We start from the raw sequence: 25,382 nt of genomic DNA, 5'->3' as shown, positions 1-25,382 counted from the left end.
GCGCCACCTCATACTTTCGCGCTAGTACACCAACTTTAATGCCAGCCAGTGCTTCCTGTGCAGCTAGTACTCTCCAACTTAATTAGGGGGCTTAATAGTGATCAAATATTTAACGCATGAATTAGGGGCAGATCGTATCTTAATGGACCCACAAACATGGAATTTAAGAGCAATCACTTGTTATGAAAGATGTGGATTTAAGAAAATAATGAAACTTGAAAATTATGAAATGCATGAGGGAGAGCTAAGGGATTGTTGGCTGATGGAATACGACAAGAACGAGGAGAATTTTCATGAGCGAATTTAGTGCAAGCTATCATATTAGAACGAATGCTAAAACAAAAGTTGTAGACCTAATTAAAGATTCAGACAATAAGGGATATGTATTTGAAGAAACTAATGGCTGGGTTACATTTTTAATTGATGGCCCAGCTTTTAATATTAATGAATCAGTACTCTTATGTAATCCTGGATTATTAGTTCATTATAATTATGCAGAAGATCATGGGTGGGAATTTTGAAGAACCACCAGCATATGTTTTGGCCACTAAATTAGGGTTAGTACATTTTGAATGGTTATCAGTTGATTACATTGAGGACAGATTGGATGAAGTATTAGTTGTTGGATAAACGAAGAAGGGCGGCTTCACATAACACCATATTCACGCTTCGATCCATTCGGCACTCGGTGAAATTACGAAGAGATATATATAAAAACAGGAGGTGTCCGAATGTCACGGCAGATCACATTGGCTGATGGACGAACTGTCAAAGTAGATTGCCTGAGTTGTGCTCTGACAAGTGGATTAATTGATTCCACAGGCGGAGTGATTTATGAATCTAAACATTTTCATGTACATCAAGATGTTGCTTATCCAATAAGAGGTTTAGTAATACTTGCTTCTAAAAGGCATTTTTACTGTATGGACGAGCTCTCGGTAGAAGAACGATTGGAATACATATCATTAATACATAAGATTAGAAGCGAACAAAGATTAAGACTAGGAATTGATAAGGTATATTATTTTTATAATGAAGATACAACTCATCATTTTCATATGTGGATGGTTCCGAGATATGAATGGATGAAACAATTTGGAAATTCCGTTGAATCTTTGAGACCAGTATTGTTACATGCAAGAAATAAAATGAATAATGAGGAGAACATGAAAACTGTAATTGAAGGAATCGAAGAATTATGGGAAGGATTAAGGGAATTTGAAAGCAGCGAAGGGTAACTTCGCCTACACGATATTCACGCATCGGGGCATTCGCCCTCGGCCCGGAAAGAAGTAATTGGCAGGGAAGCAGGTCCAGCCGGACATTTAAGACCTTCGTCGGACTTCGTGAATACAGGAAAATTAGATATACTTGCAGAAAACTTGAGGTGAAAGATATGGACAGAGTAGCGAGTATAAGAACAGAAGAGAAGAAATATCATGACTTCTGTTACGATAATTACAATTTATTTGAATCAGGTTCCTGGCTACATAGACCGGTAAAAACTGTAATCGACCTTTTAGCAGAATATAACCAACAAGACTCATTATGTGTATTAGACTTAGGTTCAGGTATAGGTAGGAATAGTATTCCTATAGCTGAATCATTGAAGAATAATAATGGCAAGGTCGTTTGTGTTGATATCTTAGAGTCCGCTATAGATAAATTACATTATTATAGTAAGAAATATGGTGTTGAACAATATATTGAGGCAATATTATCTGACATTGAACAATTTACTATCGAACAAGAAAAGTTCGACATTATTATAGCTGTGTCTTCTCTGGAACACGTAAGCTCGGAGAGGGAACTGGAAAGAAAACTCAATGAAATGACATGTGGAACCAAATCAAATGGGTCGAACTGCATTATTATTGGATCGAATATAAGAGAAGTAAACCTTGAAAATGGGCAAGAATTAGATCCAATGTTTGAAGTAAATATATCTATCGAAAGAATGCTGACATTATTGGATCAATGTTATGCCGGATGGGTAGTTAAAAATCGGTTTGTAAAACAATTAGAATATGAAATAGACAGAAATGGACAAAACGTAATGCTGACTACGGATTGTATAACATTTGTAGCTAAGAAAATAAAGTGAGATAATCGTTGAAACCAGCAAGCACCATCTAACAATGTGTTCAAGCATCGGCGGACTAAGGGTAAATGTCCGTCGTGAACACGGAATGTTAGATGAAATCTACGAAAGAAAACTAAATAATCTAAGGAGTTGATCGTATAGTCATTTACATCTTTATGATAATAATCATTATAGGATTAGCTAGTATAGATGGATCCCTTAGAAAAAAAACGAAAAATGATGAAAGAATAATTAATAGACTAGACCTTATTATCAACGAACTTAAAAATAGAAAAGACGATTTTGAACCTAAAGATTCTTAAGGAATAAGTTTGATTAGAAAAAATAAAGAAGGGATTGAATTCATTTGATCGTATTAAGATTTACGCAATCATTATTGAAAGACATGAAGTCTGCTCAAATTCAAGTCGACGATATTTCACCTCTTTTCAGTTGGCATGTGAATATATATAAGTTAAACAACAAAAAACACATACTATTTGTTAATGATTTATCAAGGCTTTGTCTAATCATTGATGGAATCAGATCATCGCAACTTTCTTTACTAAAGGAGAAGTTTTTGATAACACTGGAAACTTATTTACAGGAAGAAGAAATTGAAAAAAATATGATTGATAGGTATTTGAAAGAAGGTTCTGAATTAAGTATTTCAAAAACCAACAACAGAAGTGTATTAAGCACAATGACTGAAATATCCATTTTTGAAACAGATAATTTTACAGACAATATGCAAAGAATGAAATGGCTGAATCGATTAATTTATAAACCAATAGAATATAATGAACCAATCAAAGTATTTAAAGAAGCTCTAAAAACATTATCTAAGTGAATTGTTTGGCAGGTGAAGTTTCAATGAAGAGAATCATGATTATTGGATCTGGTGGAGCTGGTAAATCCACTCTTGCCAGACAACTGGGAGAGTTATTACAATTGCCAGTTCATCATATGGATGCGTATTACTGGAAGGCCGGCTGGAATCCTACTCCTAATGAACAGTGGGATTCGTTTCAAGAAAAACTTGTACTAGAAGAACATTGGATTATAGATGGAAATTATGGTCGTACTCTTGATATTAGAATAAAACGAGCTGATGTTGTTATTCTCTTGGATTTTTCAAGATTGATAACCGTATACAGAGTGATCAAGAGAAGGATTATGTATCATGGCAAGACAAGACCCGACTTAAATGAAGATTGTCCTGAAAGTCTGGATTTTGAATTTATAAAATGGGTGTGGAATTTCAGAATAACAAGGATTCCAATCATTATTCAAAAACTAAGAGATTATAGTGACAAACATATTATTGTATTGAAATCGCCGAAAGAAGTGAAAATTTTTCTAGCACAAGTAAAGACATTGGGTGCGGGAGTTTTCGAAAAAGATGAGAACTTCTCATAACAACCTCATCACACAATTGCATGATTAGAATTAATTGGAGGAGAGCCGATGAAAATTTTAATTGTCTCCGACGAAGAGTCCAAATACATTTGGGATCATTTTGATCCTTCAAGGTTCAAGGGAATTGAATTGATCCTATCATGCGGAGATCTCAAAGCCGAGTATTTGTCTTTTCTGGTCACAATGATTAAGGCGCCTCTATTCTATGTGCATGGAAATCATGATACGACCTATATAACAAAGCCTCCTGAAGGTTGCGAGAACATTGAAGATAAAGTTGTCAAATTTAATGGCGTTCGAATTATGGGGCTCGGTGGCAGCAATCGATACAGCCAGGGTAGCCATCAATACACCGAAAAACAGATGAAATGGAGAATAACTAAACTCAAGTTCAGGTTGTGGAAAAACAAAGGAATCGATATCCTGTTAACACATGCACCAGTCTATAAAATTGGAGATGGCGAAGACCTCTGTCATAGGGGATTTCAATGTTTTATTGATTTTATGGATAAATATCATCCAAAGTTGTTGCTCCATGGACATCAGCATTTGAATTACGGTAAAGGCCAAAGAATTCATCAATATAAAACGACGAAAATAATTAATGCTTTTGGTTATCACATTATTGAGATATAGTCAGGTTCTGCCGTTCAATCGGAGCAATACGAATTAAACAGAAACAAAGGAGGCCAGGGCAAAATGATCCAATATTCTTTTGATCATAACCTGCAAGCATCAGATGTAGCGGAAGTTTTCCGATTGTCGGGTATGAAAAGGCCATTTGCGGACTTGGAACGGATTCAGAGGATGATTGACAATGCTCATGTCATTGTATCGGCTTGGGAGAAGGGGAAAATGATCGGCATTGCACGAGCGATAACCGATTTCTCGTACTGCTGTTATTTATCCGACCTTGCGGTAATCCAGCAGCATCAACAGGTGGGCGTGGGCAAGCAACTCGTTCAGCACGTTCAAGATCGAATCGGCGACGAATGTTGTCTTCTCCTTTTAGCAGCACCAGGAGCGATGGACTATTATCCGAAGATTGGATTCGAGAAGGCCGAGAACGCTTTTCTCATCAAACGCAAGCAATAGATTAGGTTAACCAATTTCAACTGCCAACACGATGAGCATCACAACAATCAATTAGAAAAATGTAAAAAGGAGATCATGCCATGACGGTCAAAAAACAAAGCGGGGAAGAGCAGGTTGCCACCTTTTTAAGCGAATTGCAGCATCCGTTCAAAGCTGAAATCGAAGAAGTGCGAAGGATTGTACTGGAGGCTGTACCCGAACTCACGGAGCATATCAAATGGAATGCGCCAAGCTTCTGTTATGCAGCCGAGGACCGAATTACATTCCAATTGCAAGGGAAGGGTTTCTTTAGACTTATCTTCCATACAGGGGCAAAAGCTCAGACACGTACGCAAACAGGTAAACTAATCGAGGATCATACCGGGTTGCTCGACTGGGCGGCAGATGACCGTGCAATTGTTAAACTCACTGATCTAACGGATGTAATGGCGAAAAAAGACAAATTAATCGATGTAATAACCAAATGGATTGAAAAAACAAAGCAGTCATAAGCAATTCCTGTTATAGAAAGTGGGATGAGATGAAATTTATTATTATTTTTGGCCCTCAAGCCGTAGGCAAGATGACAGTAGGTCAAAGCTTGTCCAAGCTGTTAAATATTAAGTTATTTCATAATCACATGTCGATTGATTTTGTTTCGCAATTTTTTGATTATGGGACTGCGTCAGGGAAACGATTAGTTGCTTTAATCCGTCGGGAAATATTCGAAGAAGTATCAAATAGTCATTTAGAGGGGTTCATTTTCACCTATTTGTGGGGGTTCGATCTCCAATCAGATTGGGATTACATTCATTCTATAACGGAGCTCTTTGAGTCAAAGAGCAGCCAGGTATATTGGGTTGAACTGGAAGCCAGCGTAGAAGAAAGACTGCAACGAAATCGCACCGCAAATAGACTTGAGCATAAACCAACTAAAAGAGATGTAGAAAAATCGGAAAAGGATTTAATTACAACTTACGAAAACCATCGACTAAATTCTAAACCTGGAGAAATTACAAGGAGCAATTATATAAAAATCAACAATATGAATATGTCGCCAGATGAAGTTGCCAAAAAAATTCGAAACGAATTGAATTTATGAGCCCCTGTGTATTACAATTTTGGAATCCCTGGTATTCTGATTCTAAACTTCTCGATAGTGACTGCTTTACTCATCCATATTCACGATAGAATAAAACCGTTTGAGGTATCGAAAAAGGTGAAGGAAGATTTAGATGCTGGTCAATAGTCATCAAAGTCACGATTATTGGAATACCTGATCGTCATGGGGGCGTATATGTCTAAAAAGTTCAGATATGTAATGGAAGCCACACTGGCTGCAATCGCTGTGATGGCAATCGTTGTAATTATACCTGTTGTACAGGGATATTTTATGTCAAGAAATTATGTTCCTGACATAGTAAAAGCATATGATCAAGTAGATATGCTTCAGCATCAGGTTGAATTCGGCGCATTTTCCGGAGAGTCTCTTTGGTTTATAGGCGGTGCCGTGTTTATTATTACTTTCGCAGCTTATTATTTCTTAAGAGTATGGTTCGAAAACAAGCCTGATCGATGATATGATAATACTATTGGGATTGATTATGTAAATAGAGGAGAATTTCCAAAATGCCGCTCGAAACGTTAGCGCTGTATCCGACATTATCCAATCCGATTGAGTGGGGACCTGTGCATGCTTCGTTCGTGTTTTCGTCTGGGACGGACGAGGAGCAAGTAAGCAATGTTAGTATTGTGCCATGCTCAGGGGATAAATACATTATCATTCAAGTGGAGCACGGAATGTGGGAGCTTCCGGGAGGGACTTTAGAGCCGGGAGAACATTACTTGGACGGCTTGCGACGCGAAGTGATGGAAGAGCTCGGCGGCGAACTTGTTTCTTATACGATCTTCGGGCAGTTCAATTGCGAGTCGAAGGCTGCGGTTCCATACAAAGCGCATATTCCGCATCCTCGATTTGTAAGATTGATGGGGTATGGCCATGTGGAATTGGTAGGTAAGCCCTTAAATCCGCCGGATGGCGAACAAGTCGTGGCCGTGGAAGTCGTAAGCCTCGAAGAGGCTTTACAAAGATTCCATAGCGTAGGCCGTTCCGACCTTGCCGAGTTGTATCAATTAGCGGATGCTATTCGAAAAGAAAAAGGGGAAACAAACGATGGGAACTGTCTATGACAGCATTAAACCTGATCACGAAACGTTTATTCGGGAACAACATCTGTTTTTCGTAGGGACTGCCGCTCCTGACGGCCATGTCAATCTATCTCCAAAAGGACATGATGTGTTCCGAATTCTATCTCCCAATCGGGTGGCTTATCTGGATTTGACAGGCAGCGGCAACGAGACAAGCGCACATCTCTCCGTGTTGGATCGTATAACATTTATGTTCGTAGCGTTCGAGGGAAAGCCGCTTATTTTGAGATTGTATGGGAGAGGAAAGGTTGTCCTGCCGGATACGGAAGAGTGGGAGGTGCTTGCTCCCCGCTTCGAGCTGATGCCGGGACATCGGCAAATGATTGTGGCGGATATTGATATCGTGAAGACCTCATGCGGCTTCAGCGTACCATTCTACAGTTATGAAGGCGAACGGGAAACTCTACTGCAATGGGCAGGCAATAAAGGGGAAGAGAAGCTTACGGAATACCGTAAAGCCAAAAACGCAACAAGTATGGACGGTATTCTGACACCTATTGGCGAGAAGTTTCTATAAATCGTGCGAATTCATCATGATGCCGAAGGGACGGAGTTGAATACAATCAAATTTAAGGATGCCAAGCGAGGCAAGGATATAATTAACGCCGTGAAACATTGGGAACAACGGACATTGGTAGCCTGGGCAGCCGATTGTGCAGAGCAAGTGCTGCCATTGTTTGAGCAGCAAGTTCCGGGAGATGATAGACCGCGAAGAGCGATCGAAGCCGGAAGGGCATGGTCGAGGAAAGAAGTCTCGATGAGCGAAGCGCGCAAGGCCGCTTTTGCCGCGCACGCTGCTGCCCGAGATGCCGGTAACGAAGCGGCGACTGCAGCTGCTCGAGCTGCAGGGCATGCAGCTGCAACATCACATGTAACAGGACATGCGATTCATGCAGCTACCTATGCAGCCAAAGCTGCTGCTTACTCATCAGGAGCAGTGGGGCCGGGAGACACGGTGGAAGCCATTCGAGAATGGCAATATCAACTTGTGCTAGAGAGAGAAGGGAAAGTTTCGACATGACTACCATACGAATCATTCCATATGAGGAAGCAGCTGCCTTCTGGACGCTTCGTCTGGAAGCGCTCCGCCAGCATCCTACCGCCTTCGGCAGTTCATGGGAAGAGGCGAAAGACACGACCGATGAAGGTATACGTGACAGACTTCAAAACGACGATAACGGATTCGTGTTAGGCGCGTACCAGGACAATCGCTTGGTAGGCATGATAGGCTTCAAGCGGGGAACGTCGATCAAGGAGCGTCACAAAGCATTCATCTGGGGCATGTACGTCGCATCTTCGCATCGCGGGCAGGGGATTGGCAGATTGTTGATGGAAGAGGTTATTCAACGGGCGACCGCAATGAACGGATTGGAAATCGTTACACTATCCGTCGTTACTACGAACACGGGCGCGCTAAAGCTGTATCGTTCGTTAGGATTCGTAATCTATGGCACGGAGCCGTGCGCGCTTCGAGTCGACGGAGAGTGTTTGGACGAGGCGCATATGGCGTATCGAATCGGTGCGGCTCCTCGGTCGAAGGACCATGAGCAGCCAATACTGGAAGCCGCTCTTCTGTCGATCATACCAGGAAGGAAGGAAGAGTTCGAAGCTAGCTTTATTCAAGCATCCGCCATTATAGCCGGCATACGCGGTTATTTGGGACATGAGCTTCGCGCCTGCGTTGAGGACGATCACAAATATTTGTTGTTGGTTCATTGGGAGTCGCTGGAGGATCATACCGTCGGGTTCCGCGAATCTTCCGCTTACCAGGAGTGGAAGAACCTGCTGCATCATTATTATGACCCGTTCCCGGTGGTGGAGCATTTTCATCCTAATTTGCTACCCGGAACCAAAAGAAATGACAAAGAAGAAGGCTCGCCCCCCAGTCAATAAGATGGGGGCGAGCCTTTCCTTGTTTTGTTAAGGAGCGTTAGCCAAACGAGCGAAATGTCCGTCCAGCGTCTCCAGATCTGTTGATCCAATGATGGCATCGGTGACTTCGCCTGCCGTATTAACGAAGTATAAAGCTGGGAAGCCGCTGCCTCCGTATTGCGAATAAACGGATCCGTCCCGATCTAGAAGAATCGGGTACGACAAATTATGCCGTTCTACATAACTGCGGACTTCCGACAGCTTGTCGCGGTTCGTGATATTGACTCCGATCAAATTCAAACGATCTTTGTATTTCTCGTGCAAGACGGCCATTTTCGGCGCATCTTCGTTGCAATAGGTACACCATGAAGTGAACAGCGAGATAACGGTAGGTTTCTCTGCGAAATCGACCGTGACTTGTTGTTCGCTTCCCAACTCCTGCAATTGAATGGAAGAGGCTTGCACCGTCTCCGCTTTGCCTCCCCAATTCGCCAATCCCACATATAAGATGAACGCGACAGCGGTTGCCGCAATGGTTAACGTGATTAAGGTTTGCCTTCGTTTCAACGAATTTCACCCTTTCGTGTATCTCGAATCCTAATCACCAACAGTATACAATAGTTGGGATGATTATCCAAACAAAACGCCAACTTTGTTCAAAATCTCTCCGACACTTGTCCATTCCCATAAAAAATCGGTTATAATGTTGGAGGATAGATTATCGTAGAAAGTGGGAGCAGCATGGGTCGTAAATGGAATAATATCAAGGAAAAGAAAGCATCCAAAGATGCCAATACAAGCCGCATATATGCCAAATTCGGAGTCGAGATCTACGTAGCGGCAAAGAAGGGCGAACCCGATCCGGAATCCAATCGCGCGCTTAAGGTCGTTCTGGAACGAGCCAAAACGTACAACGTGCCGAAGGCCATCATCGACCGAGCGCTCGATAAAGCCAAGGGAAGCGCGGACGATAATTACCAAGAGCTGCGTTACGAAGGTTTTGGACCGAACGGCTCGATGGTGATCGTGGACACGCTGACGAACAATGTAAACCGCACGGCTCCGGCCGTTCGTGCCGCGTTCAACAAACAAGGCGGCAGCATGGGTGTGAGCGGCTCCGTCGCTTATATGTTCGACGCCACGGCAGTATTCGGCGTAACCGGCAAGACGGCGGACGAAGTGATGGACATTATGTTGGAAGCGGACGTCGACGTGCGCGACATCCTCGAAGAAGAGGATGCCGTTATCGTCTATGCGGAGCCGGATCAATTCCACAACGTGCAAGAAGCTTTCAAGAAGGCAGGGGTAGATGAATTCACGGTAGCGGAGCTGACGATGCTTGCCCAGAACTACATCACGCTGCCAGGCGATGCGCAAGCGCAATTCGAGAAGCTTATCGACGCGCTGGAAGACTTGGAAGACGTTCAGCAAGTATTTCATAACGTCGAGCTGGAAGATTAATCTTTCATGCTCGTCCGAAGGAAGCCGCGATTGCTCGCGGCTTTTTCTTACCCAGACCCGACATGAGAGGAGTTAATAAGATGGATGACAGGTATCCCATTGGAACTTTTCAACACCAAGGCGAGGTTACTTCCGATCAGAGAGCGGCATGGATCAAGGAGATTGCTGAGCTTCCGTTGCTGCTTAAGCACTCGGTCGCGAATCTGACTCAGGATCAGCTCTCCACACCCTATCGGAAGGGCGGCTGGCAGGTTCGGCAAGTCGTTCATCATCTCGCGGATAGTCACATGAATAGTCTCATGCGGTTCAAGCTGGCCCTGACCGAGGATCATCCTACCATCAGACCCTATGACGAAGCTCTCTGGGCGGAATTGGCGGACTCGTTGAAGGAGCCGGTCGATACGTCGATCTCGCTCATCGCCACGCTGCACGGTAGATGGGTAACGTTGCTTGAATCCATGAACGCTGAGCAATTCGCTCGCACTTTCTACCATCCCAGATCCGGCGAGACGGTACCACTGGACCGATGCCTGGGCATGTACGCATGGCACGGGAAACATCATCTGGCTCAGATCACAAGCTTGGCTGTTCGGCTGGGCTGGTAGGAGAGAAAGTCATGGACGATCAAGTACAAGCTCTTATAGATGCACTCATGTCGGGCGACAAACATCGTCGCACAGAAGCCTATCTTCAACTGTTGGAAATGACGAAATCTCCCGTGCCTTGGGCTTACGAGACATGGGACTTGTTCCGGATTTTGCTTACGGACAAGGACAATCATCTCCGTACAATCGGCGCGCAGCTGCTATGCAATCTGGCGATCAGCGATCCGGAGCAACGAATCATGGAGGATATCGCGGCCATTATGGAAGTGACCCGCGATCCCATGTTCGTGACCGCCAGGCATACGATCCAACATCTTTGGCGCATTGGTCTTGGCGGTGCCGAGCAGAAGCGGATGCTGTTGGATGTCGTTGCTCATCGGTTCGAGACCTGCGAGGGCGAGAAGAATTACACGCTTATCCGTTACGATTTGCTCGTTGGCCTGCGCAAGCTTTACGACAGTTACCCGGATGAAGAGATTCGCAAGTTGGCGACTGAGTTAATCGAGCTGGAGACCGACCCCAAATACAAAAAGAAATATGCCGCCGAGTGGCGGAAATAACGTCGCGTATAGAGAATCGCGGCGAGGCGCGAGCTTGCCGTTCCGGCAGAGCTTGCGCCTTTTCTATTGTCGCTGCAACCGTCACGTGCCATGGAACCTGGATGCAATGGTTTGCGTAGAGGGAGACATGGTTACAGCTAGAGTAGGATGCATCTGCACTGGCGTCTGTGATCAAGAAGAAGGAGGCGGTACCATTGAGAGCAAAAGGACTCGCGGTCATCCTTGCCGTTACGTTATTGCTTGCGCAAGGCTGCGGCATGCTGGACGGGATTGGACAAACGGTCAATTTCGCCACGGAAACAACGACGTACATGAATGAATTAAAGACATTCGGCGAAGACATGAACGGTCTCGCCGAAAAAGCGGTTGCGGATATCGATGCCCGAACGGATCTGAAGGCGCGTATTGTAGAGCTGAAGGATCAGGTGGTCGCCTACGGCAACCTTACCGTACCGGATTACGCGAAGGACCTGCACGCTTCGATCGCTCAGTATAACGATACGCTCCAACAAGGACTGGATCAGGCGTTAACCAACATCGAGCAAGGCAGGGCGGCATTCGACGCGACCGGCATACCGGATACCATTGGCAAGGTAAATGAACTTCTGACTCAGCTTAACGGGCTTGCGCCTTAATCTGCGTTCTCCTTATTGCGAATCCTCGGTTCTCGCGATACAATAGGCGAACGACAACCTAGGATACTTCCAATCAACAAGGAGAGTGCAATAAGATTTGACAGCACAGACATCTGCACCGGCATTGCTTTCTTCCAAGTTTCGACTAGGGGCTTTGCTGCTCGTCGTCGTCGTGGCGGGGATGAGCCAAGGCCTGCTTCTGCCGTTATTATCCATTTTATTAGACCGGTCGGGCCTTTCGTCCGAGTTGAACGGCATGAATTCGGCCGCCATGTATATCGGGATTTTCGTCACCATGTTCGTGATCGAGAAGCCGGTCGTCCGGTTCGGGTACAAGAGGGTGATCATTGCGGGAATTACGCTCGTCACGCTCTCCACCCTGTTATTTGCGACAACGGATTCTCTCCTGGTCTGGTTTCTCTTGCGAATGCTGGTCGGAATCGGGGACAGCTCGCTCCACTTTGCGACCCAACTGTGGATCGTCAGCTCCAGTCCCGCCGAGAAACGAGGGCGAACGATCTCGCTTTACGGCATGGCTTACGGAACGGGCTTTAGCCTGGGACCGCTAGGCATCAATCTGCTGCCTTACGGAGAGAAACTTCCGTTTCTGGTCAGTAGTCTTTTTTTTGCCATCGTATTATGCCTTGTCCTGAGAATGCCAAACGAGTGGCCGGAACGCTCGGCGACGGCGTCTTCCTTGGGCCGACGTCATCTGAAGACGTACAAGCTGGCTTGGTTCGTCCTCATTCCCGGACTGTTGTACGGATTGATGGAATCTTCCATGAACAGCAGCTTCCCGTTGTATGCGATTCGTCTTGGTCTGGATCAGCATTGGATATCGTTTCTGCTGCTGGCATTCGGGATCGGCGGTCTTATCCTGCAGCTGCCGCTTGGCATATGGAGCGACCGGATCGGGCGTAAACCTGTCCTGATTGGCTGCGCCATGATTGGGGCTTTAGCCTTTCTGACAGTGCCAATCGCAGGTGATAAACTACTTGTATTGTTTATCTTGTTCATCGTTGCCGGCGGAGTCGTGGGATCGTTTTTCTCCTTGGGCCTTGCTTATGCCGCCGATATTGTGCCGCGGGGCATGCTGCCGTCAGCCAATGTGATCGCCTCCGTACACTTCAGCCTGGGGAGCATAGCAGGGCCGATGCTTGGCGGTATTGGGCTTCGATATGTTTCGCCTAATAGCTTGTTCTTGTTTCTGGGACTGGCGTTCGCCCTCTTTGCGATAAGGGGGATATGGTTCAAACCTAAAGCAATCAATGTTACGGATACGCCGTAGGCGATGTCTAATCGAGACAAAGGAGTAGATTGATGATGAGTCAAACATCCATTCCGCTGCCCAAAACATCCAGACCTGCCGAGCGGGCAATGAACCATGTCGGCATAACGACGCTTAATCACTTGACGTCGATATCCGAAGCCGAGTTGCTGCGTCTCCACGGCATGGGGCCCAAAGTGATTCGCATTTTAAAAGCGTCGTTAGAGGAACATGGACTAACCTTCGCGAATGCCAAAGAGTAGCTTCAACTATGCCAGGCTAAGAGGTGCAGATCAGTATGCAGATCAAGATCGGAATTATCGGAACGGAAACGATTGTCTCGAAGACGCTTGCCGTTTTAAAGTCGTTCCCAACGTTCTTGCCCATATCTGTCGTCGTCGAACATGAACGAGAGGTGCCCAACGTCGCGACGCGACTTAGCGAGGAAGTGGAGGTGCTGCTGCTATCCGGGCCCCAGGCGCATCGCAAAGTGAAGGAGATGCTGCCGGCTTCCATACCCGTTCATTACTTGCCGTTGACCGGCGCCGGCTTGTATAAAGCGATCTTTAAAGCCATGCAAGCCGGAAAGCTCGAGAGCAGCATCTCCATCGATACGCTAACCCGCAATATCATTACGCGAACGCTCCAGGATCTCGGGCTCGAGGATACGAAGCTGATCGTCTATGACGGACCGGCGCATGCGGGCTCCGATAAGCTGGTCGCATTTCATGCCGCGAACGTAACCGAAGGAGCTTGCTCCATTGCGTTTACTGGCAATGGAGACGTCGCGGAGCTGCTAGACATAAAGGGTATTCCGAACGAATGGCTGCTGCCCTCGGAGCAGGATATTATCGTAACCTTGGAGCGCGCGCTTCTATCGACGGAATCGCGTCGAAGCAAGGAATCGCAAATAGTCGTCGGCATGATCAAAGTCGATGACTTCGGCAAGCTTGTGATGCAGAGGCATAACGAACACGAGGTTCAGAAGCTGAAGCTGGACATCCATCGGATGGTGCTTGGATATGTCGAATCACTGGACGGCTACTCCATGTCTGCAAGCGGAGACGAATTTCTATTCTGCACGACCCGGGGCATATTCGAGAGGGAGACAGGCGGATACAAGACGATTCCGTTGGCGAAGGATGCAAGCAAAAGCTTCGGCATCTCGCTAAGCGTCGGCATCGGGTTCGGCTTGACTGCAAACGAAGCAGGCACTAACGCACGAATTGCGCTTCGCAAATCACGGGAAGCAGGCGGAAATACCGGATTTATCGTCAGGGAAGACGCTACGGTAATCGGCCCGCTCGAGATGTCCGATCCGGTGCAATCGGTGCTTGCTCCTACAGAACCAGCCCTGATCCGACAAGCGGAGGATGCCGGCATGACCAGTGCTTATCTCAGCAGATTGCTTGCGAATATGGCAAAGACGGGCAAATACGAATACAAGGTTCACGACTTAGCGGCTACGCTCGGCATCTCGGTTCGGAGCGCGCATCGCTTGGTCTTGCAATGGACGGATAACGGACTCGTGGAGGTCTCGGGCGTGGAGAAAGTGCCCAAAGGCCGGCCGCGCCAGCTCTTCCGTTTCTCCTTCCTGAAGGACAAATCGTTGTAATGACAGCGATTTGTCCTTTTTTTGTCGCTATATAAAGTCAATTAAAAGACTTGTCTTTATATAGCTCGCGGTCGTAAGATGAACGTAATCATACGATTGGAGGTCATCACTTATATGAAAACGTTAACGGAACTGGAAGCCAAGCTGGCCGAGCCGTCACAAGCCTTGGTGAGCGATTTGTCGAAGGTGGAGGGCGATATCATTCTGCTTGGAGTAGGGGGCAAAATGGGGCCAAGTCTCGCCAGATTGGCGATGAATGCGATACGCGAAGGCGGCTTGAATAAACGGGTCATCGGCGTCTCAAGATTTTCCAATCAGGAAGCAAGGAGAGAACTCGAAGAGTTCGGCGTGGAGACCATCTCCTGCGAGCTGCTGGACAACGAGTCGCTCTTTTCGCTGCCGGATGCGGCGAACGTTATCTATATGGCCGGCAACAAGTTTGGTACAACGGGCAACGAACATTTTACTTGGGCGATGAATACTTATTTGCCCGGCCGCGTAGCGGAGAAGTTCAAGGATTCCCGGATCGTCGTGTTCTCCTCTGGCAATATCTATCCGTTCAAGCCGGTCAGCAGCGGCGGCGCCAGCGAATCGGTTGCGCCGGAGCCGCTTGGCGAATACGCGCAATCTACTCTGGGGAGAGAACGGATCTTCGAATACCATTCCCACAAAAACGGCACGCCGATGGCTATGTACCGTCTCAATTACGCCATCGACATGAGATACGGCGTGCTGCTTGAGCTGGCGAAGGCGATCCAAGAGAACCGTTCCATCGATTTGACGATGGGCTTTGCCAACGTCATTTGGCAAGGCGATGCAAACGCGATGGCGCTTAGAAGCTTAAATCATTGCTCCAGCCCGCCGACGTTGATCAATATTACGGGGCCGGAGACGGTATCCATCAGGTGGGCGGCAACCGAAATTGCGAAGCGGCTTGGCAAGGAAGCGCTCTTTGAAGGCATAGAATCCGAGACGGCGTTGCTTAATAATGCGGCCAAATCGCATCAATTATTCGGTTACCCACGCGTGTCTCTGCTTCAAATGATCGATTGGACGGCGGAGTGGGTGCTGCAGGGCGGCGCAACCTGGAATAAGCCGACGCACTTCCAAGAACGAAAGGGGAACTTCTAATGGCCGCACAATCGTTATCGCCTGAGCTGTTGAAAGCTTTGCAGGATGGGCTCGTCATTCCAGCGCATCCGCTCGCTTTGGATGAGAACCGTCAACTGGACGAAAACTACCAACGAGCCTTATCGAGATATTATATCGCTTCCGGAGCGGGCGGCATTGCCGTAGGCGTTCACTCTACGCAATTCGAAATCCGCGAACCGCAGCATAATTTGTTCGAGACCGTTCTGCGAATGGCAGCGGAAGAAGTGGATGCCGCGGAGCTGGACCGGCCATTTATCAAGGTTGCCGGCGTATGCGGGGGGACGGAGCAAGCGATCGGGGAAGCCGAGCTTGCCCAAAAACTCGGCTACGACGCGGCATTGCTCAGCATGGGCGGACTGCAGGGCTGGAGCGAAGACGAAATCCTCAAACGGACTGAGCGCATCGCGGCGATCATGCCGGTCATCGGCTTCTATCTGCAGCCGTCCGTCGGAGGAAGGATCTTTAGCTATGAATTCTGGCGTGCTTTTGCCGAAATCCCTAATATCGTAGCTATTAAGATGGCGCCGTTTAATCGATATCAGACGATCGATGTCGTGCGTGCGGTATGCGCTTCTTCGCGTCGGGACGAGATCGCCTTATATACGGGCAACGATGATAATATCGTCGCAGACCTGCTCACGACGTATCGGTTTAATGTTGATGGCGAGACCGTAGAGAAGCCGATCGTCGGCGGGTTGCTTGGCCATTGGGCTGTATGGACGAATAAAGCCGTTGAGCTGCTGGAAGAGATTAAAGCCGTGCGTAAGGAAGGCGTCTTCAGCAAGGAATGGTTGACTCGGAATATCCAGGTGACGGATTCCAACGCGGCATTTTTCGATCCGGCGCATGGCTTCGAAGGCTGTATTCCAGGCATTCATGAGGTGCTAAGAAGACAAGGCTTGCTGCGCGGCACCTGGTGCTTGAACCCGGACGAGAAGCTTTCCCCGGGGCAATCGGAGGAAATCGACCGCGTATACGAGCAATACCGGCATTTGCACGATGACGAATTCGTTAAGGCGAATTTAACAAAGTGGCTGGCGAACGATTAGAGGCGCACATTACGGAGGGGAACCCGCTTGCGATTCAAGGACGTTTTTTCGATAATCGGCCCGAGCATGATCGGCCCTTCCAGCTCGCACACAGCCGGCGCCGTAAGGCTCGGCAGATGCGCCAGGCAAGCGCTAGGCGTTATGCCGAATGAGGCGGAAATCCGGTTCTACGGATCGTTCGCCGACACTTACGTCGGCCATGGAACGGATCTCGCGATCATTGCAGGACTGTTGGATCTGGACACCGACGACGTGCGTATCCGGCATTCCATACAGCATGCCGAGCAGCTCGGCATGCAAATTAAATTCGTGCCGATGACACGGCCGAACGTTCATCCGAATACGGTAACCATGCTTCTGCAAGGAGACGGTCGCAAAGTAACGATGACGGGCTGTTCCATCGGCGGCGGCAGCATTGAAATTATAAATGTAAATGGTTTCGACGTGAAATTTACGGCCGTCTATCCGACCCTGCTGATTTACCATAAGGATCGTACAGGGATGGTTGCAGAGATATCGGATATTGCCAGACAAGCCGGCATTAATATCAGCTATATGGAAGTGGACCGCAAGATGCGCAACGGCGAAGCGCTGACCGTCATCGAAAGCGACGAAAGGCTACTGCCGGAAGCAAAGCAACGTTTGGAACAACTGACCGACGTCAACGAGGTCTGCATCATCGATCTGATGAAAAAGGAGGCGCAGTCATGAGATTTTCGACTCTCAATGAGCTGAAGGAGCTGTGTCTGACCGAATCGCTAACAATGGGACGACTGATGGTTCTGGAGCAATCCCTGGAAACCGGCGCAAGCGAAGCCGCCGTCATGGAACAAATGACGGCCTATTACGGTGTGATGAAAGAGGCGGTACGTAAGGGAATCCAGGAGGATACAACGTCCAGGAGCGGCTTAACGGGAGGCGATGCCAAACGGGTTCTGACGTATTTCTCAGATTCAGGCATGCCTGCGCTCGGAGAATCGGCTTGTACGGCCATGGCTTATGCGCTTGCGGTATCGGAAGTAAACGCTTCGATGGGGCGAGTGATCGCAACCCCAACCGCCGGCAGCTGCGGCATCATCCCAGGCGTGTTCGTCAGCACGCAGGAGAGATTCGGCTGGAGCGATGAGCATATGGTGTACGGGTTGTTTGCGGCAGGCGCAATCGGCTATGTCATTGCCAACAATTCGTTTGTCTCCGGGGCGGAAGGCGGCTGTCAAGCAGAGGTTGGTTCCGCCATCGGAATGGCGGCCGGGGCATTAACGGAGCTTCGCGGCGGAACGCCGGAGCAAGCGGTGCATGCCGTAGGACTCGCCTTAAAAAATTCGCTGGGTCTCATCTGCGATCCGGTAGGCGGCCTCGTCGAAATTCCATGCATCGTACGCAACGGCTTTGGTTCGGTAACGGCGCTGGCCGCGTCGGACATGGCTCTTGCCGGCGTTCGCAGCGTCATCCCATCGGACGAAGTGATCGATGTAATGCTGGAGGTTGGGGCGGCTATGCCGGAGAAACATCGGGAGACCGCCAAGGGCGGACTTGCCCAGACGCCTACGGGACGAAAAATTATGAACCAGCTTTATGGCAAGGGGGGCAAGGCAAAAGAATGATATCTTCCCGGAATCCATTCGATATGCTGGCACAAGCGAAACGGCTGGCTCCCGCCCTGACCGAGTGGCGCAGGGAGCTCCATCGATTCCCCGAGCTAAGCTTGGAGGAGTCTGAAACGGCAGAGAGGATTTGCCGCGAATTAGATCGAATCGGCATACCTTACCGTGCCAATGTCGGAGGACATGGGATTATCGCCGAAATCCGAAACGAAAACGGCGGTCCCTTGATCGCGTTGCGCGCAGATATAGATGCGCTTCCGATTCAGGAGGAGACGGATCTCGACTTTGCATCGGAACGACCCGGTTTGATGCACGCCTGCGGGCATGACGCCCATACGGCGATGCTGATCGGAGCAGCGGAGCTTCTGGAGCAATTGCACCGGCAACAAAGTTTGCCCGGCATCGTGCGCCTGCTGTTCCAGCCCGCCGAAGAAGTGAACGCCGGCGCGAACGCCATGATAATGGATGGGGCGCTGCAAGATGTTCGCGAGTTGTATGGGCTGCATAACTTGCCGACTTTGCCGGCTGGCAAGGTTGCGACGAAACAAGGACCGTTGATGGGATCCGTGGACCGGATCGAAATTACGCTGGAGGGAAAAGGCGGCCATGGCGCCATCCCCGATCAGAGCATTGATCCCATCGTCTGCGCCGCAGCCATTATACAATCATTGCAGGGAATCGTAAGCCGGGAACTGTCCCCGTTCGAGCCCGTAGTCGTTACGATAGGCAGCATAACCTCCGGCAATGCCAACAACGTTATTCCGCAGTATGCCATGATGACCGGCACTGTGCGCACGTTTAATCCGGAAGTCCGCGTGACATTGCCGGAGCGGATCGAACGAATCGTCAATCACGTCGCTGAGGGTCATCGATGCAAAGCGCGGTTGAAATACATCGAGCAAGTGCCGGTACTCATGAATCATTGGGAACAGACAGAGGCGACCGAAGCGATTATTGACGGCCTGATCGGACGAGAAGCGAGAGAGGAAGCCAAGCCGACGCTCGCCGGTGAAGACTTCTCCGTTTATTTGAACGAGATTCCGGGCTGCTTTTTCTGGCTGGGCTCCGGTCCGCCGGACAACGCCGACTCGGCATACGGCCTGCATCATCCGAAATATACGTTGAATGAGGAATGCCTTCCCGTTGGAGCAGCCTTGCTTGCGGAGATAGCGGTCAACCGCTTGCAGGTTCTCGCAGATGCAGTCCAAAAAACCTAATACATTCTTTTTAGATGGAAAAATAAAAAGGCCGATTCATCGTCTCCAGATTGTGACGTGGATCGGCCTTTTATCATGATGTTTGCAGATGGTGGATTATTAGATGCGCAGAGTTTTAAGGGCTCCGCTCCAAGCGAGTACTTGGTCCAGCATGCCGTTTACGTTCGTCAGATGCAGATCTGCCGGTTTAAACTCGCCATTGTCGAAGTCCGTAAACAAGGACAATGCGGCGTGTATGCGAACATCGGCAACGGACAGCTCTCCCAAAATTCCGCGCAAATGCTCGGCTGCGCGAGCGCCGCCAACGGAGCCGTAGCTGACAATGCCGGCTGCTTTGTTGTTCCAGGAGTCGCGAGCGTAATCAAGCGCGTTTTTAAGCGCCCCCGTAATGCTGTGGTTATACTCTGCTACGATGAAGACAAAGCCGTCAAGGCTCGCCAGCTTCGTATTCCACGCAGTCGCCTGTTCCGTCGCGTCCTCTTCGCCAAGAAGAGGCAGCTTGTAGTCGGCGATATCGACGATTTCGTAATTGGCGTCGCCGCGTCGATCCGCAACCTCCTTCACCCATTGCCCCACCTGCGGGCTAACGCGACCTTGTCTCGTGCTTCCCAAAATAATACCGATATTTAATCCTGCCATCGTAATCAACTCCTCATAAGATTGGACCTGGTTTGGGACCTACCTTTTAAATAACCATTTTTGTCCGGTTTCATTCATTTTCTGCTCGCGGGTATGGCGGAACTTGCCGATATCGTTCATAATACATTTATTCTTGGTGAATGAAAGGATCAGAGGAGGTTTGTCTTATTGAAGCTATAAATCAGCAACATCTATTTAAACGGACGATGATCGTCGTTCTGTTGTCGCAATTGTTCGGCGGTGCGGGACTGGCAGCAGGGGTTACGGTCGGCGCGCTGCTTGCGGAAGATATGTTAGGGACAGCCAGCTATGCGGGCTTACCGACGGCACTTCTGACATTAGGTTCAGCGCTGACCGCCTTCCTGATTGGCCGGTTTACGCAACGTCTGGGGCGAAGACCGGGTCTTGTCATCGGGTTCGGAGCAGGCGGCTTGGGAGCGATAGGCGTCATTATAGCAGCCGTTTACGGAAACATCGTTTTGTTATTCGTTTCCTTGTTCGTCTACGGAGCAGGTACTGCGACGAATCTGCTTGCCCGTTATGCGGGCACGGATCTGGCGAAACCGAATCAACGCGCGACCGCCGTCAGCATGGCGTTGGTATCAACGACATTCGGGGCCGTGGCGGGTCCTAATCTCGTCGAAGTGATGGGGAACGTAGCTCGGTCGTGGGGCATTCCTCCGTTAGCGGGTCCGTTTATTTTAGGAGCCGCAGCTTTTCTGTTGGCTGGACTGATCGTGTTTATTTTGCTTCGTCCGGATCCCTTTTTTGCGGCACGCGCGCTTGCGGAGCAGGAGCGATTAAAGAGCGGCGGCAAAGGCCCGGAGCTGTTGACTGTAATTAATAAAAGAGGCCTTGCGGCAGGAGCGACCGTTATGCTTCTTACACAGATGGTCATGGTCGCGATTATGACCATGACGCCCGTCCATATGAAACATCACGGACATGGCTTGTCGCAAGTCGGCATCGTCATCGGCATCCATGTAGGCGCCATGTTCTTGCCGTCGTTGTTTACAGGCCTTCTTATCGATAAAATCGGGCGGATGCGGATGGCATCGGCTGCGGGAATCGTATTGCTTGCCGCCGGTCTCTTGTCCGCCTACGGTTCTGGCGACTCCATGCCGATACTCATTACGGCACTCGCGCTGCTTGGACTGGGCTGGAATCTGGGTTTGATAAGCGGAACGACGCTAATCGTAGATGCAACTCCGTTATCCGTTCGAGCCAAAACGCAGGGGAACATCGATGTCCTCGTAGCCCTTGCAGGCGCTTCGGGAGGCGCCTTGTCGGGCGTAATCGTGGATTATTCCAGTTACGCTACGTTGTCGCTTGCCGGAGGACTTCTGTCCTTGTTACTTATTCCGGTTTTGTTATGGTCGAACGCGAAACGTCGGGAACAGGCGACTTAGCGGCATAGACTTGCATGAGAAAGGCATCTCCTTGTCTAAGGGGATGCCTTTCGTTCATCAATCATGACTGTTCTGATAGGTATAACCCGGATGTTTGACGACGGGCTGCTTCACTTTGTTCAGCTTGGAGATCAATGCGGGAGAAACATTAAGATTGCTTTCGACGAGAGCATGCGGCGTCAGCGCCATCCATTGGGTAAGCGAGACGTCCTCGAACCTGTCGGACTTGAACATTTCCAGAAACCAGAGCGATTCCGTACCCGTGTTCTGTACATAATGCCCAAAGGCGAACGGCACGTAACCGACGTCTCCGGCCCGCACGTCGTAGGTTCTCGCATTGCCCTCGCCGCCGAAAACGGTCATTCGTCCCTGGCCGGTCAAATAGTATTGCCATTCATCGTTGTTGGGATGCCAGTGCAGTTCGCGCATGCCGCCAGGCTCGATCTCCACCAGAGCGGCAGCAATCGTCTTGGAAATGGGGAAAACGCTGGAATCGACGATGCGGACACTGCCGCCGGGCATCTTCATGGACGGCTGCGCAAGCAACCGATGCGCGAAAGGCAGCGGAACGGCGCCATTAGGCGATTGAATGGCCGTCGAGGCGACGCTGCCGGGAACAGTGGACTGGTAGATATAAACCTGTTCCTTCGGAATTCCATCGAACTCGGACTCCGGCACGCCGAAGTTGGCGGACAGCACTTCCTTGGGCGTATGGGCAAACCAATCGGAGAGCGATAACGTGTTTAAATCCGAGAATGCGCCGTCGTCGAAAACAAGCAGAAACTCGCAGCCTTCCTCCAGTCCCTGGATGGAGTGGGGGATACCCGGAGGGAAATACCACAAGTCGCCGGGACCGACATCCGCAATGAAATTGCGGCCATTCTGATCGACGGCTGTAATCCGCGCCCTTCCAAGCAGCATGTAGGACCACTCCGCCTGCTGATGCCAATGAAGTTCGCGAACGCCGCCAGGCTTCAAGTACATATTGACGCCAGCGAGCGTAGTGGCGATCGGAAGTTCGCGCACCGTAATCTCGCGCGACCATCCGCCATGATTTAATTGCATATGAGTATCGGAGAAGGAGAAACGAAGATTGGGCAGCAGACCATTATCCGTCTTGGGCGGAACAAGCATATCCGGGTTCTGCATATCCCTGAGCACATCCCGCGGACCTCGGTCGACGCCGCCTGCTCCGTCGCTCCGAATGGGCTGAGGGATAGGAACGGGAGCCGACGGTTGGTATTTGTTATCGTTCATGAACCGGGACCTCCTTACGGTCAGAGCCGTGTCAATAGAAATCATCGTATCATGGATATGTTCGGCTAACTCCAAATATCCATCCTATCGATGAGAGCTATTTACAAACAGGAGCTTCATTTGTTAGAATAGTCCCCATATCTTAAATGCGACGAAGAGAAGAGTAGGGAAAACGATCTTGTACAGAGAGCTCCGGCAGCTGAGAAGGAGCCAAGTGACATTCGCCGAACCAAGCCTCAGAGCGGCTTACCGGAATCGGACCCGAGGATGGTAAGACGGGAGCTCCCGTTACAGAGCTAGAGTATAATCATGCGGGGAGTTTGCGCATGCCGTACTTGAAGAGGTTAATATGGCGACATATTGATAAAGCTGGGGTGGCACCGCGAACAACTTCGTCCCCAAGACGACAAGTCTTGGAGGTGAAGTTTTTTTAAATTACAGGAAAGTATAAGTTTACTCCATACTTGACCTTTAATTCTCGGAATGAAACGCGCTGCACCGCCAAAGAACGGCGACAGCCGTTTCACCTTGGTTCAAATTGCTGCTATGCTCATAAGGAGGAGTCTGCCATGTCAACCGATATTAACAAACCCGACGAGGGCTACTTGGCCAATCTTATACGCGAAGAGTTGCATACTTACCCGTTTCATCGCCCTATGGCAACACGATTTCCGCCGGAGCCGAACGGTTATCTCCATATCGGCAGTGCGTACGCGATCATGACAAATGCGGAAATCGCAAGATCGTACGGAGGCCGGTTCCATCTGCGATTTGACGACACCAATCCGCTCAAGGAGGATGCCGCTTACGCGGAGGCGATCCTCGAAGACATCAAGTGGCTCGGCTTCGATCCAGGGTCCCATGTCTACTACGGATCGGATTATTCGGAGATGATCTTTAAGGCCGCCATGACGCTGATCAAGAAGGAAAAAGCTTACGTCTGCGACTTGTCGCCTGACGAGTTGGCGGCGGGCAGGGGCACGTTGACCGAACCGGGCGTGGATAGTCCGTACCGCAATCGTTCCATCGAAGAAAACGTTGCGTTGTTCCAAGAAATGAAGGAAGGCCGATACAAAACGGCTTCCAAGGTGCTGCGTGCACGAATCGACATGTCATCGCCGAATATGAACATGAGAGATCCCGTGCTGTACCGGATCATTCACGCCGATCATTACCGAACCGGGGCGGCTTGGTGCATCTATCCCATGTACGATTTTGCCCATCCGATTCAGGATGCGATCGAAGGGATTACGTATTCGTTATGCTCGCTCGAATTCAAGGATCATCGTCCTTTGTATGAATGGGTACTTGCTGAGCTTGGATACGAGGAACCGCCAAGACAGCGGGAATTCGGGCGAGTGGGGGTGACCGGCGTTGTGACCAGCAAACGTTATCTGCGCCAGCTTGTAGAGGAAAGACATGTAGATGGCTGGGATGATCCGAGACTGCCAACGCTTAGAGGCTTGAGACGAAGGGGGTATACGCCGGCAAGCATTCGTTCCTTTATTGAGGAAATCGGGAGTATCCGATCCTACAGCACGGTCGATATCTCGCTTCTGGACCAATGCCTGCGCCAAGACCTGAAGGAATCGACTATAAGCGTAATGGCCGTGCTTCGGCCGCTGAAAATCGTGATCACAAATTATCCGGAAGATACGGAAGAGATGCTGCGAGTCGAAAATAACGCTTCGAATGTCGAGCTGGGATCAAGGGAGGTCCCTTTCTCCCGAACGATCTATATCGAACAGGATGACTTTATGGAGGACCCGGTGCCGGGTTATCATCGGCTGCAGCCCGGAGGCGAAGTGCGACTTAAGGGCGCATACTTCATTCGCTGTCAGAAGGTCGTAAAAGATCCTGAAAGCGGCGATATTTTGGAGGTCCACTGCACATACGATCCCGAGACGAAGAGCGGAACGGGTTTTGCCGGACGTAAGGTGAAGGGCACCATTCATTGGGTATCAGCGGCGCATGCGGTAGCGGGAGAAGTACGGCTATACGATCGACTGCTCCGTGATGAGAACATTCCCAAGGAGGATTCAGTGGATTGGTCGAAGTGGTTGAATCCCAACTCGCTAATCCAATTGTATGCCGCTCAGTTCGAACCGATTGCGGGCAAGGCAGCGCCCGGAGACCGGTTGCAGTTTTTCCGGCATGGTTATTTTGTTGCGGACGATGGGCCTTCAACGAACGAGGGGCCGGTGTTTAACCGGATCGTTCCGCTTAAGGATTCGTGGAACAAAAAATAAAGTCCTT

32 protein-coding genes, 1 pseudogene and 1 other annotated feature are annotated in these 25,382 nt (G+C 49.2%); of the genes and pseudogenes, 30 read left to right on the top strand and 3 right to left on the bottom strand.

The annotated features are described in order from the left end of the window. Positions 1 to 97: 97 nt before the first annotated feature. The 16 genes and pseudogenes from PAT3040_RS10845 (at position 98) to PAT3040_RS38555 (ending at position 8,677) form a co-directional block, all read left to right on the top strand. Positions 98 to 307, top strand: a complete 210-nt coding sequence (locus PAT3040_RS10845) for a GNAT family N-acetyltransferase (RefSeq protein WP_108992646.1) — start codon at positions 98 to 100, stop codon at positions 305 to 307. After that, on the top strand, positions 294 to 521 hold the full coding sequence (locus PAT3040_RS10840; RefSeq protein ID WP_258234927.1) for a hypothetical protein: 228 nt from the start codon (positions 294 to 296) through the stop codon (positions 519 to 521). Before PAT3040_RS10845 ends, PAT3040_RS10840 begins: the two co-directional genes overlap by 14 nt. Positions 522 to 731: 210 nt before the next feature. Continuing rightward, positions 732 to 1,238: an HIT family protein gene (locus PAT3040_RS10835; RefSeq protein WP_108992645.1), complete on the top strand. Its 507-nt coding sequence runs from the start codon at positions 732 to 734 to the stop codon at positions 1,236 to 1,238. Between the two features lie 158 nt (positions 1,239 to 1,396). After that, positions 1,397 to 2,104 (top strand): class I SAM-dependent methyltransferase, encoded by a 708-nt coding sequence (locus PAT3040_RS10830; protein WP_108992644.1) that lies wholly within the window; start codon positions 1,397 to 1,399, stop codon positions 2,102 to 2,104. A gap of 346 nt (positions 2,105 to 2,450) precedes the next feature. Beyond that, positions 2,451 to 2,933: a DUF6933 domain-containing protein gene (locus tag PAT3040_RS10825; protein WP_108992643.1), complete on the top strand. Its 483-nt coding sequence runs from the start codon at positions 2,451 to 2,453 to the stop codon at positions 2,931 to 2,933. A 23-nt stretch (positions 2,934 to 2,956) separates the two neighbouring features. Continuing rightward, complete coding sequence (locus PAT3040_RS10820; RefSeq protein ID WP_108992642.1) at positions 2,957 to 3,502, top strand: DNA topology modulation protein; 546 nt, start codon at positions 2,957 to 2,959, stop codon at positions 3,500 to 3,502. 48 nt (positions 3,503 to 3,550) lie between these two features. Continuing rightward, positions 3,551 to 4,138, top strand: coding sequence for a metallophosphoesterase family protein (locus PAT3040_RS10815; protein ID WP_108992641.1), 588 nt, complete (start codon positions 3,551 to 3,553; stop codon positions 4,136 to 4,138). A 63-nt stretch (positions 4,139 to 4,201) separates the two neighbouring features. Then, the gene (locus tag PAT3040_RS10810; RefSeq protein WP_087568712.1) at positions 4,202 to 4,597 is read left to right on the top strand and encodes a GNAT family N-acetyltransferase; all 396 of its coding nucleotides are present in this window, start codon (positions 4,202 to 4,204) and stop codon (positions 4,595 to 4,597) included. A gap of 80 nt (positions 4,598 to 4,677) precedes the next feature. Beyond that, positions 4,678 to 5,088 carry a DUF1801 domain-containing protein gene (locus tag PAT3040_RS10805; RefSeq protein WP_108992640.1) on the top strand — a complete coding sequence of 137 codons (411 nt, stop codon included), beginning with the start codon at positions 4,678 to 4,680 and terminating at the stop codon, positions 5,086 to 5,088. A gap of 29 nt (positions 5,089 to 5,117) precedes the next feature. Then, entirely contained in the window at positions 5,118 to 5,678 is a 561-nt protein-coding gene (locus PAT3040_RS10800) for an ATP-binding protein (RefSeq protein WP_108992639.1), read from the top strand. Between the two features lie 195 nt (positions 5,679 to 5,873). Continuing rightward, positions 5,874 to 6,155 carry a hypothetical protein gene (locus tag PAT3040_RS10795; protein WP_108992638.1) on the top strand — a complete coding sequence of 94 codons (282 nt, stop codon included), beginning with the start codon at positions 5,874 to 5,876 and terminating at the stop codon, positions 6,153 to 6,155. A 50-nt stretch (positions 6,156 to 6,205) separates the two neighbouring features. Beyond that, a complete protein-coding gene (locus tag PAT3040_RS10790; RefSeq protein ID WP_108992637.1) occupies positions 6,206 to 6,766 on the top strand; it encodes an NUDIX hydrolase in 561 nt (186 codons plus the stop codon). Beyond that, the gene (locus tag PAT3040_RS10785) at positions 6,750 to 7,301 is read left to right on the top strand and encodes a pyridoxamine 5'-phosphate oxidase family protein (protein WP_108992636.1); all 552 of its coding nucleotides are present in this window, start codon (positions 6,750 to 6,752) and stop codon (positions 7,299 to 7,301) included. The genes PAT3040_RS10790 and PAT3040_RS10785 overlap by 17 nt, the downstream gene beginning before the upstream one ends. A gap of 3 nt (positions 7,302 to 7,304) precedes the next feature. Continuing rightward, complete coding sequence (locus tag PAT3040_RS10780) at positions 7,305 to 7,805, top strand: putative immunity protein (protein ID WP_219930268.1); 501 nt, start codon at positions 7,305 to 7,307, stop codon at positions 7,803 to 7,805. Continuing rightward, positions 7,757 to 8,269: pseudogene (locus tag PAT3040_RS38560) on the top strand (GNAT family N-acetyltransferase); the annotation flags it as partial. The gene PAT3040_RS10780 and the pseudogene PAT3040_RS38560, both read left to right, overlap by 49 nt. A gap of 18 nt (positions 8,270 to 8,287) precedes the next feature. Beyond that, a complete protein-coding gene (locus tag PAT3040_RS38555; RefSeq protein WP_258234931.1) occupies positions 8,288 to 8,677 on the top strand; it encodes an antibiotic biosynthesis monooxygenase family protein in 390 nt (129 codons plus the stop codon). 27 nt (positions 8,678 to 8,704) lie between these two features. Here the strand turns inward: PAT3040_RS38555 and PAT3040_RS10770 are convergent, their stop codons facing one another. Continuing rightward, positions 8,705 to 9,223, bottom strand: coding sequence for a TlpA family protein disulfide reductase (locus tag PAT3040_RS10770; protein ID WP_108992634.1), 519 nt, complete (start codon positions 9,221 to 9,223; stop codon positions 8,705 to 8,707). Between the two features lie 174 nt (positions 9,224 to 9,397). Between PAT3040_RS10770 and PAT3040_RS10765 the strand changes: the two genes are divergently transcribed. From PAT3040_RS10765 to PAT3040_RS10710, 12 genes are all read left to right on the top strand, one after another. Continuing rightward, positions 9,398 to 10,117 carry a YebC/PmpR family DNA-binding transcriptional regulator gene (locus PAT3040_RS10765; RefSeq protein WP_087568704.1) on the top strand — a complete coding sequence of 240 codons (720 nt, stop codon included), beginning with the start codon at positions 9,398 to 9,400 and terminating at the stop codon, positions 10,115 to 10,117. An 80-nt stretch (positions 10,118 to 10,197) separates the two neighbouring features. Beyond that, positions 10,198 to 10,722 carry a YfiT family bacillithiol transferase gene (locus tag PAT3040_RS10760; protein WP_108992633.1) on the top strand — a complete coding sequence of 175 codons (525 nt, stop codon included), beginning with the start codon at positions 10,198 to 10,200 and terminating at the stop codon, positions 10,720 to 10,722. An 11-nt stretch (positions 10,723 to 10,733) separates the two neighbouring features. After that, positions 10,734 to 11,282, top strand: coding sequence for a hypothetical protein (locus PAT3040_RS10755; RefSeq protein ID WP_108992632.1), 549 nt, complete (start codon positions 10,734 to 10,736; stop codon positions 11,280 to 11,282). A 194-nt stretch (positions 11,283 to 11,476) separates the two neighbouring features. Beyond that, the gene (locus PAT3040_RS10750) at positions 11,477 to 11,917 is read left to right on the top strand and encodes a DUF6376 family protein (protein ID WP_108992631.1); all 441 of its coding nucleotides are present in this window, start codon (positions 11,477 to 11,479) and stop codon (positions 11,915 to 11,917) included. Positions 11,918 to 12,014: 97 nt separating this feature from the next. Beyond that, complete coding sequence (locus PAT3040_RS10745; RefSeq protein ID WP_258234926.1) at positions 12,015 to 13,205, top strand: MFS transporter; 1,191 nt, start codon at positions 12,015 to 12,017, stop codon at positions 13,203 to 13,205. A gap of 32 nt (positions 13,206 to 13,237) precedes the next feature. Further along, complete coding sequence (locus PAT3040_RS10740; RefSeq protein WP_108992630.1) at positions 13,238 to 13,447, top strand: helix-hairpin-helix domain-containing protein; 210 nt, start codon at positions 13,238 to 13,240, stop codon at positions 13,445 to 13,447. Between the two features lie 35 nt (positions 13,448 to 13,482). Further along, positions 13,483 to 14,799, top strand: a complete 1,317-nt coding sequence (locus tag PAT3040_RS10735; RefSeq protein WP_108992629.1) for a hypothetical protein — start codon at positions 13,483 to 13,485, stop codon at positions 14,797 to 14,799. Positions 14,800 to 14,913: 114 nt separating this feature from the next. Continuing rightward, positions 14,914 to 15,930 carry an NAD-dependent epimerase/dehydratase family protein gene (locus PAT3040_RS10730; RefSeq protein WP_108992628.1) on the top strand — a complete coding sequence of 339 codons (1,017 nt, stop codon included), beginning with the start codon at positions 14,914 to 14,916 and terminating at the stop codon, positions 15,928 to 15,930. Continuing rightward, complete coding sequence (locus PAT3040_RS10725) at positions 15,930 to 17,000, top strand: dihydrodipicolinate synthase family protein (protein WP_108992627.1); 1,071 nt, start codon at positions 15,930 to 15,932, stop codon at positions 16,998 to 17,000. The genes PAT3040_RS10730 and PAT3040_RS10725 overlap by 1 nt, the downstream gene beginning before the upstream one ends. Before the next feature lie 27 nt (positions 17,001 to 17,027). Continuing rightward, positions 17,028 to 17,711 (top strand): L-serine ammonia-lyase, iron-sulfur-dependent subunit beta, encoded by a 684-nt coding sequence (sdaAB, locus tag PAT3040_RS10720; RefSeq protein WP_108992626.1) that lies wholly within the window; start codon positions 17,028 to 17,030, stop codon positions 17,709 to 17,711. Further along, positions 17,708 to 18,604 (top strand): L-serine ammonia-lyase, iron-sulfur-dependent, subunit alpha, encoded by an 897-nt coding sequence (gene sdaAA, locus PAT3040_RS10715; protein WP_108992625.1) that lies wholly within the window; start codon positions 17,708 to 17,710, stop codon positions 18,602 to 18,604. The genes sdaAB and sdaAA overlap by 4 nt, the downstream gene beginning before the upstream one ends. Next, a complete protein-coding gene (locus tag PAT3040_RS10710; RefSeq protein WP_108992624.1) occupies positions 18,601 to 19,821 on the top strand; it encodes a M20 metallopeptidase family protein in 1,221 nt (406 codons plus the stop codon). The genes sdaAA and PAT3040_RS10710 overlap by 4 nt, the downstream gene beginning before the upstream one ends. 99 nt (positions 19,822 to 19,920) lie before the next feature. On the opposite strand, the gene PAT3040_RS10705 is transcribed toward PAT3040_RS10710, so the two are convergent. Further along, on the bottom strand, positions 19,921 to 20,460 hold the full coding sequence (locus PAT3040_RS10705; RefSeq protein ID WP_108992623.1) for an NADPH-dependent FMN reductase: 540 nt from the start codon (positions 20,458 to 20,460) through the stop codon (positions 19,921 to 19,923). 140 nt (positions 20,461 to 20,600) lie between these two features. Here PAT3040_RS10705 and PAT3040_RS10700 point away from each other — a divergent pair, with 140 nt between their 5' ends. Next, complete coding sequence (locus PAT3040_RS10700; protein WP_108992622.1) at positions 20,601 to 21,869, top strand: MFS transporter; 1,269 nt, start codon at positions 20,601 to 20,603, stop codon at positions 21,867 to 21,869. Between the two features lie 57 nt (positions 21,870 to 21,926). Here PAT3040_RS10700 and PAT3040_RS10695 read toward each other — a convergent pair whose 3' ends face one another. Then, positions 21,927 to 23,126, bottom strand: a complete 1,200-nt coding sequence (locus PAT3040_RS10695) for an oxalate decarboxylase family bicupin (protein WP_108992621.1) — start codon at positions 23,124 to 23,126, stop codon at positions 21,927 to 21,929. Positions 23,127 to 23,268: 142 nt separating this feature from the next. Beyond that, positions 23,269 to 23,529 (top strand) — a binding site (T-box leader). Positions 23,530 to 23,695: 166 nt separating this feature from the next. Between PAT3040_RS10695 and PAT3040_RS10690 the strand changes: the two genes are divergently transcribed. Continuing rightward, the gene (locus PAT3040_RS10690; RefSeq protein ID WP_108992620.1) at positions 23,696 to 25,375 is read left to right on the top strand and encodes a glutamine--tRNA ligase/YqeY domain fusion protein; all 1,680 of its coding nucleotides are present in this window, start codon (positions 23,696 to 23,698) and stop codon (positions 25,373 to 25,375) included. Positions 25,376 to 25,382 lie beyond the last annotated feature (7 nt).

Source organism: Paenibacillus agaridevorans (assembly GCF_003112455.1).
Taxonomy (GTDB): domain Bacteria; phylum Bacillota; class Bacilli; order Paenibacillales; family Paenibacillaceae; genus Pristimantibacillus; species Pristimantibacillus agaridevorans.
The sequence above is the reverse complement of the archived record's forward strand: the minus strand, read 5'-3'. Positions and strand labels throughout refer to the sequence as shown.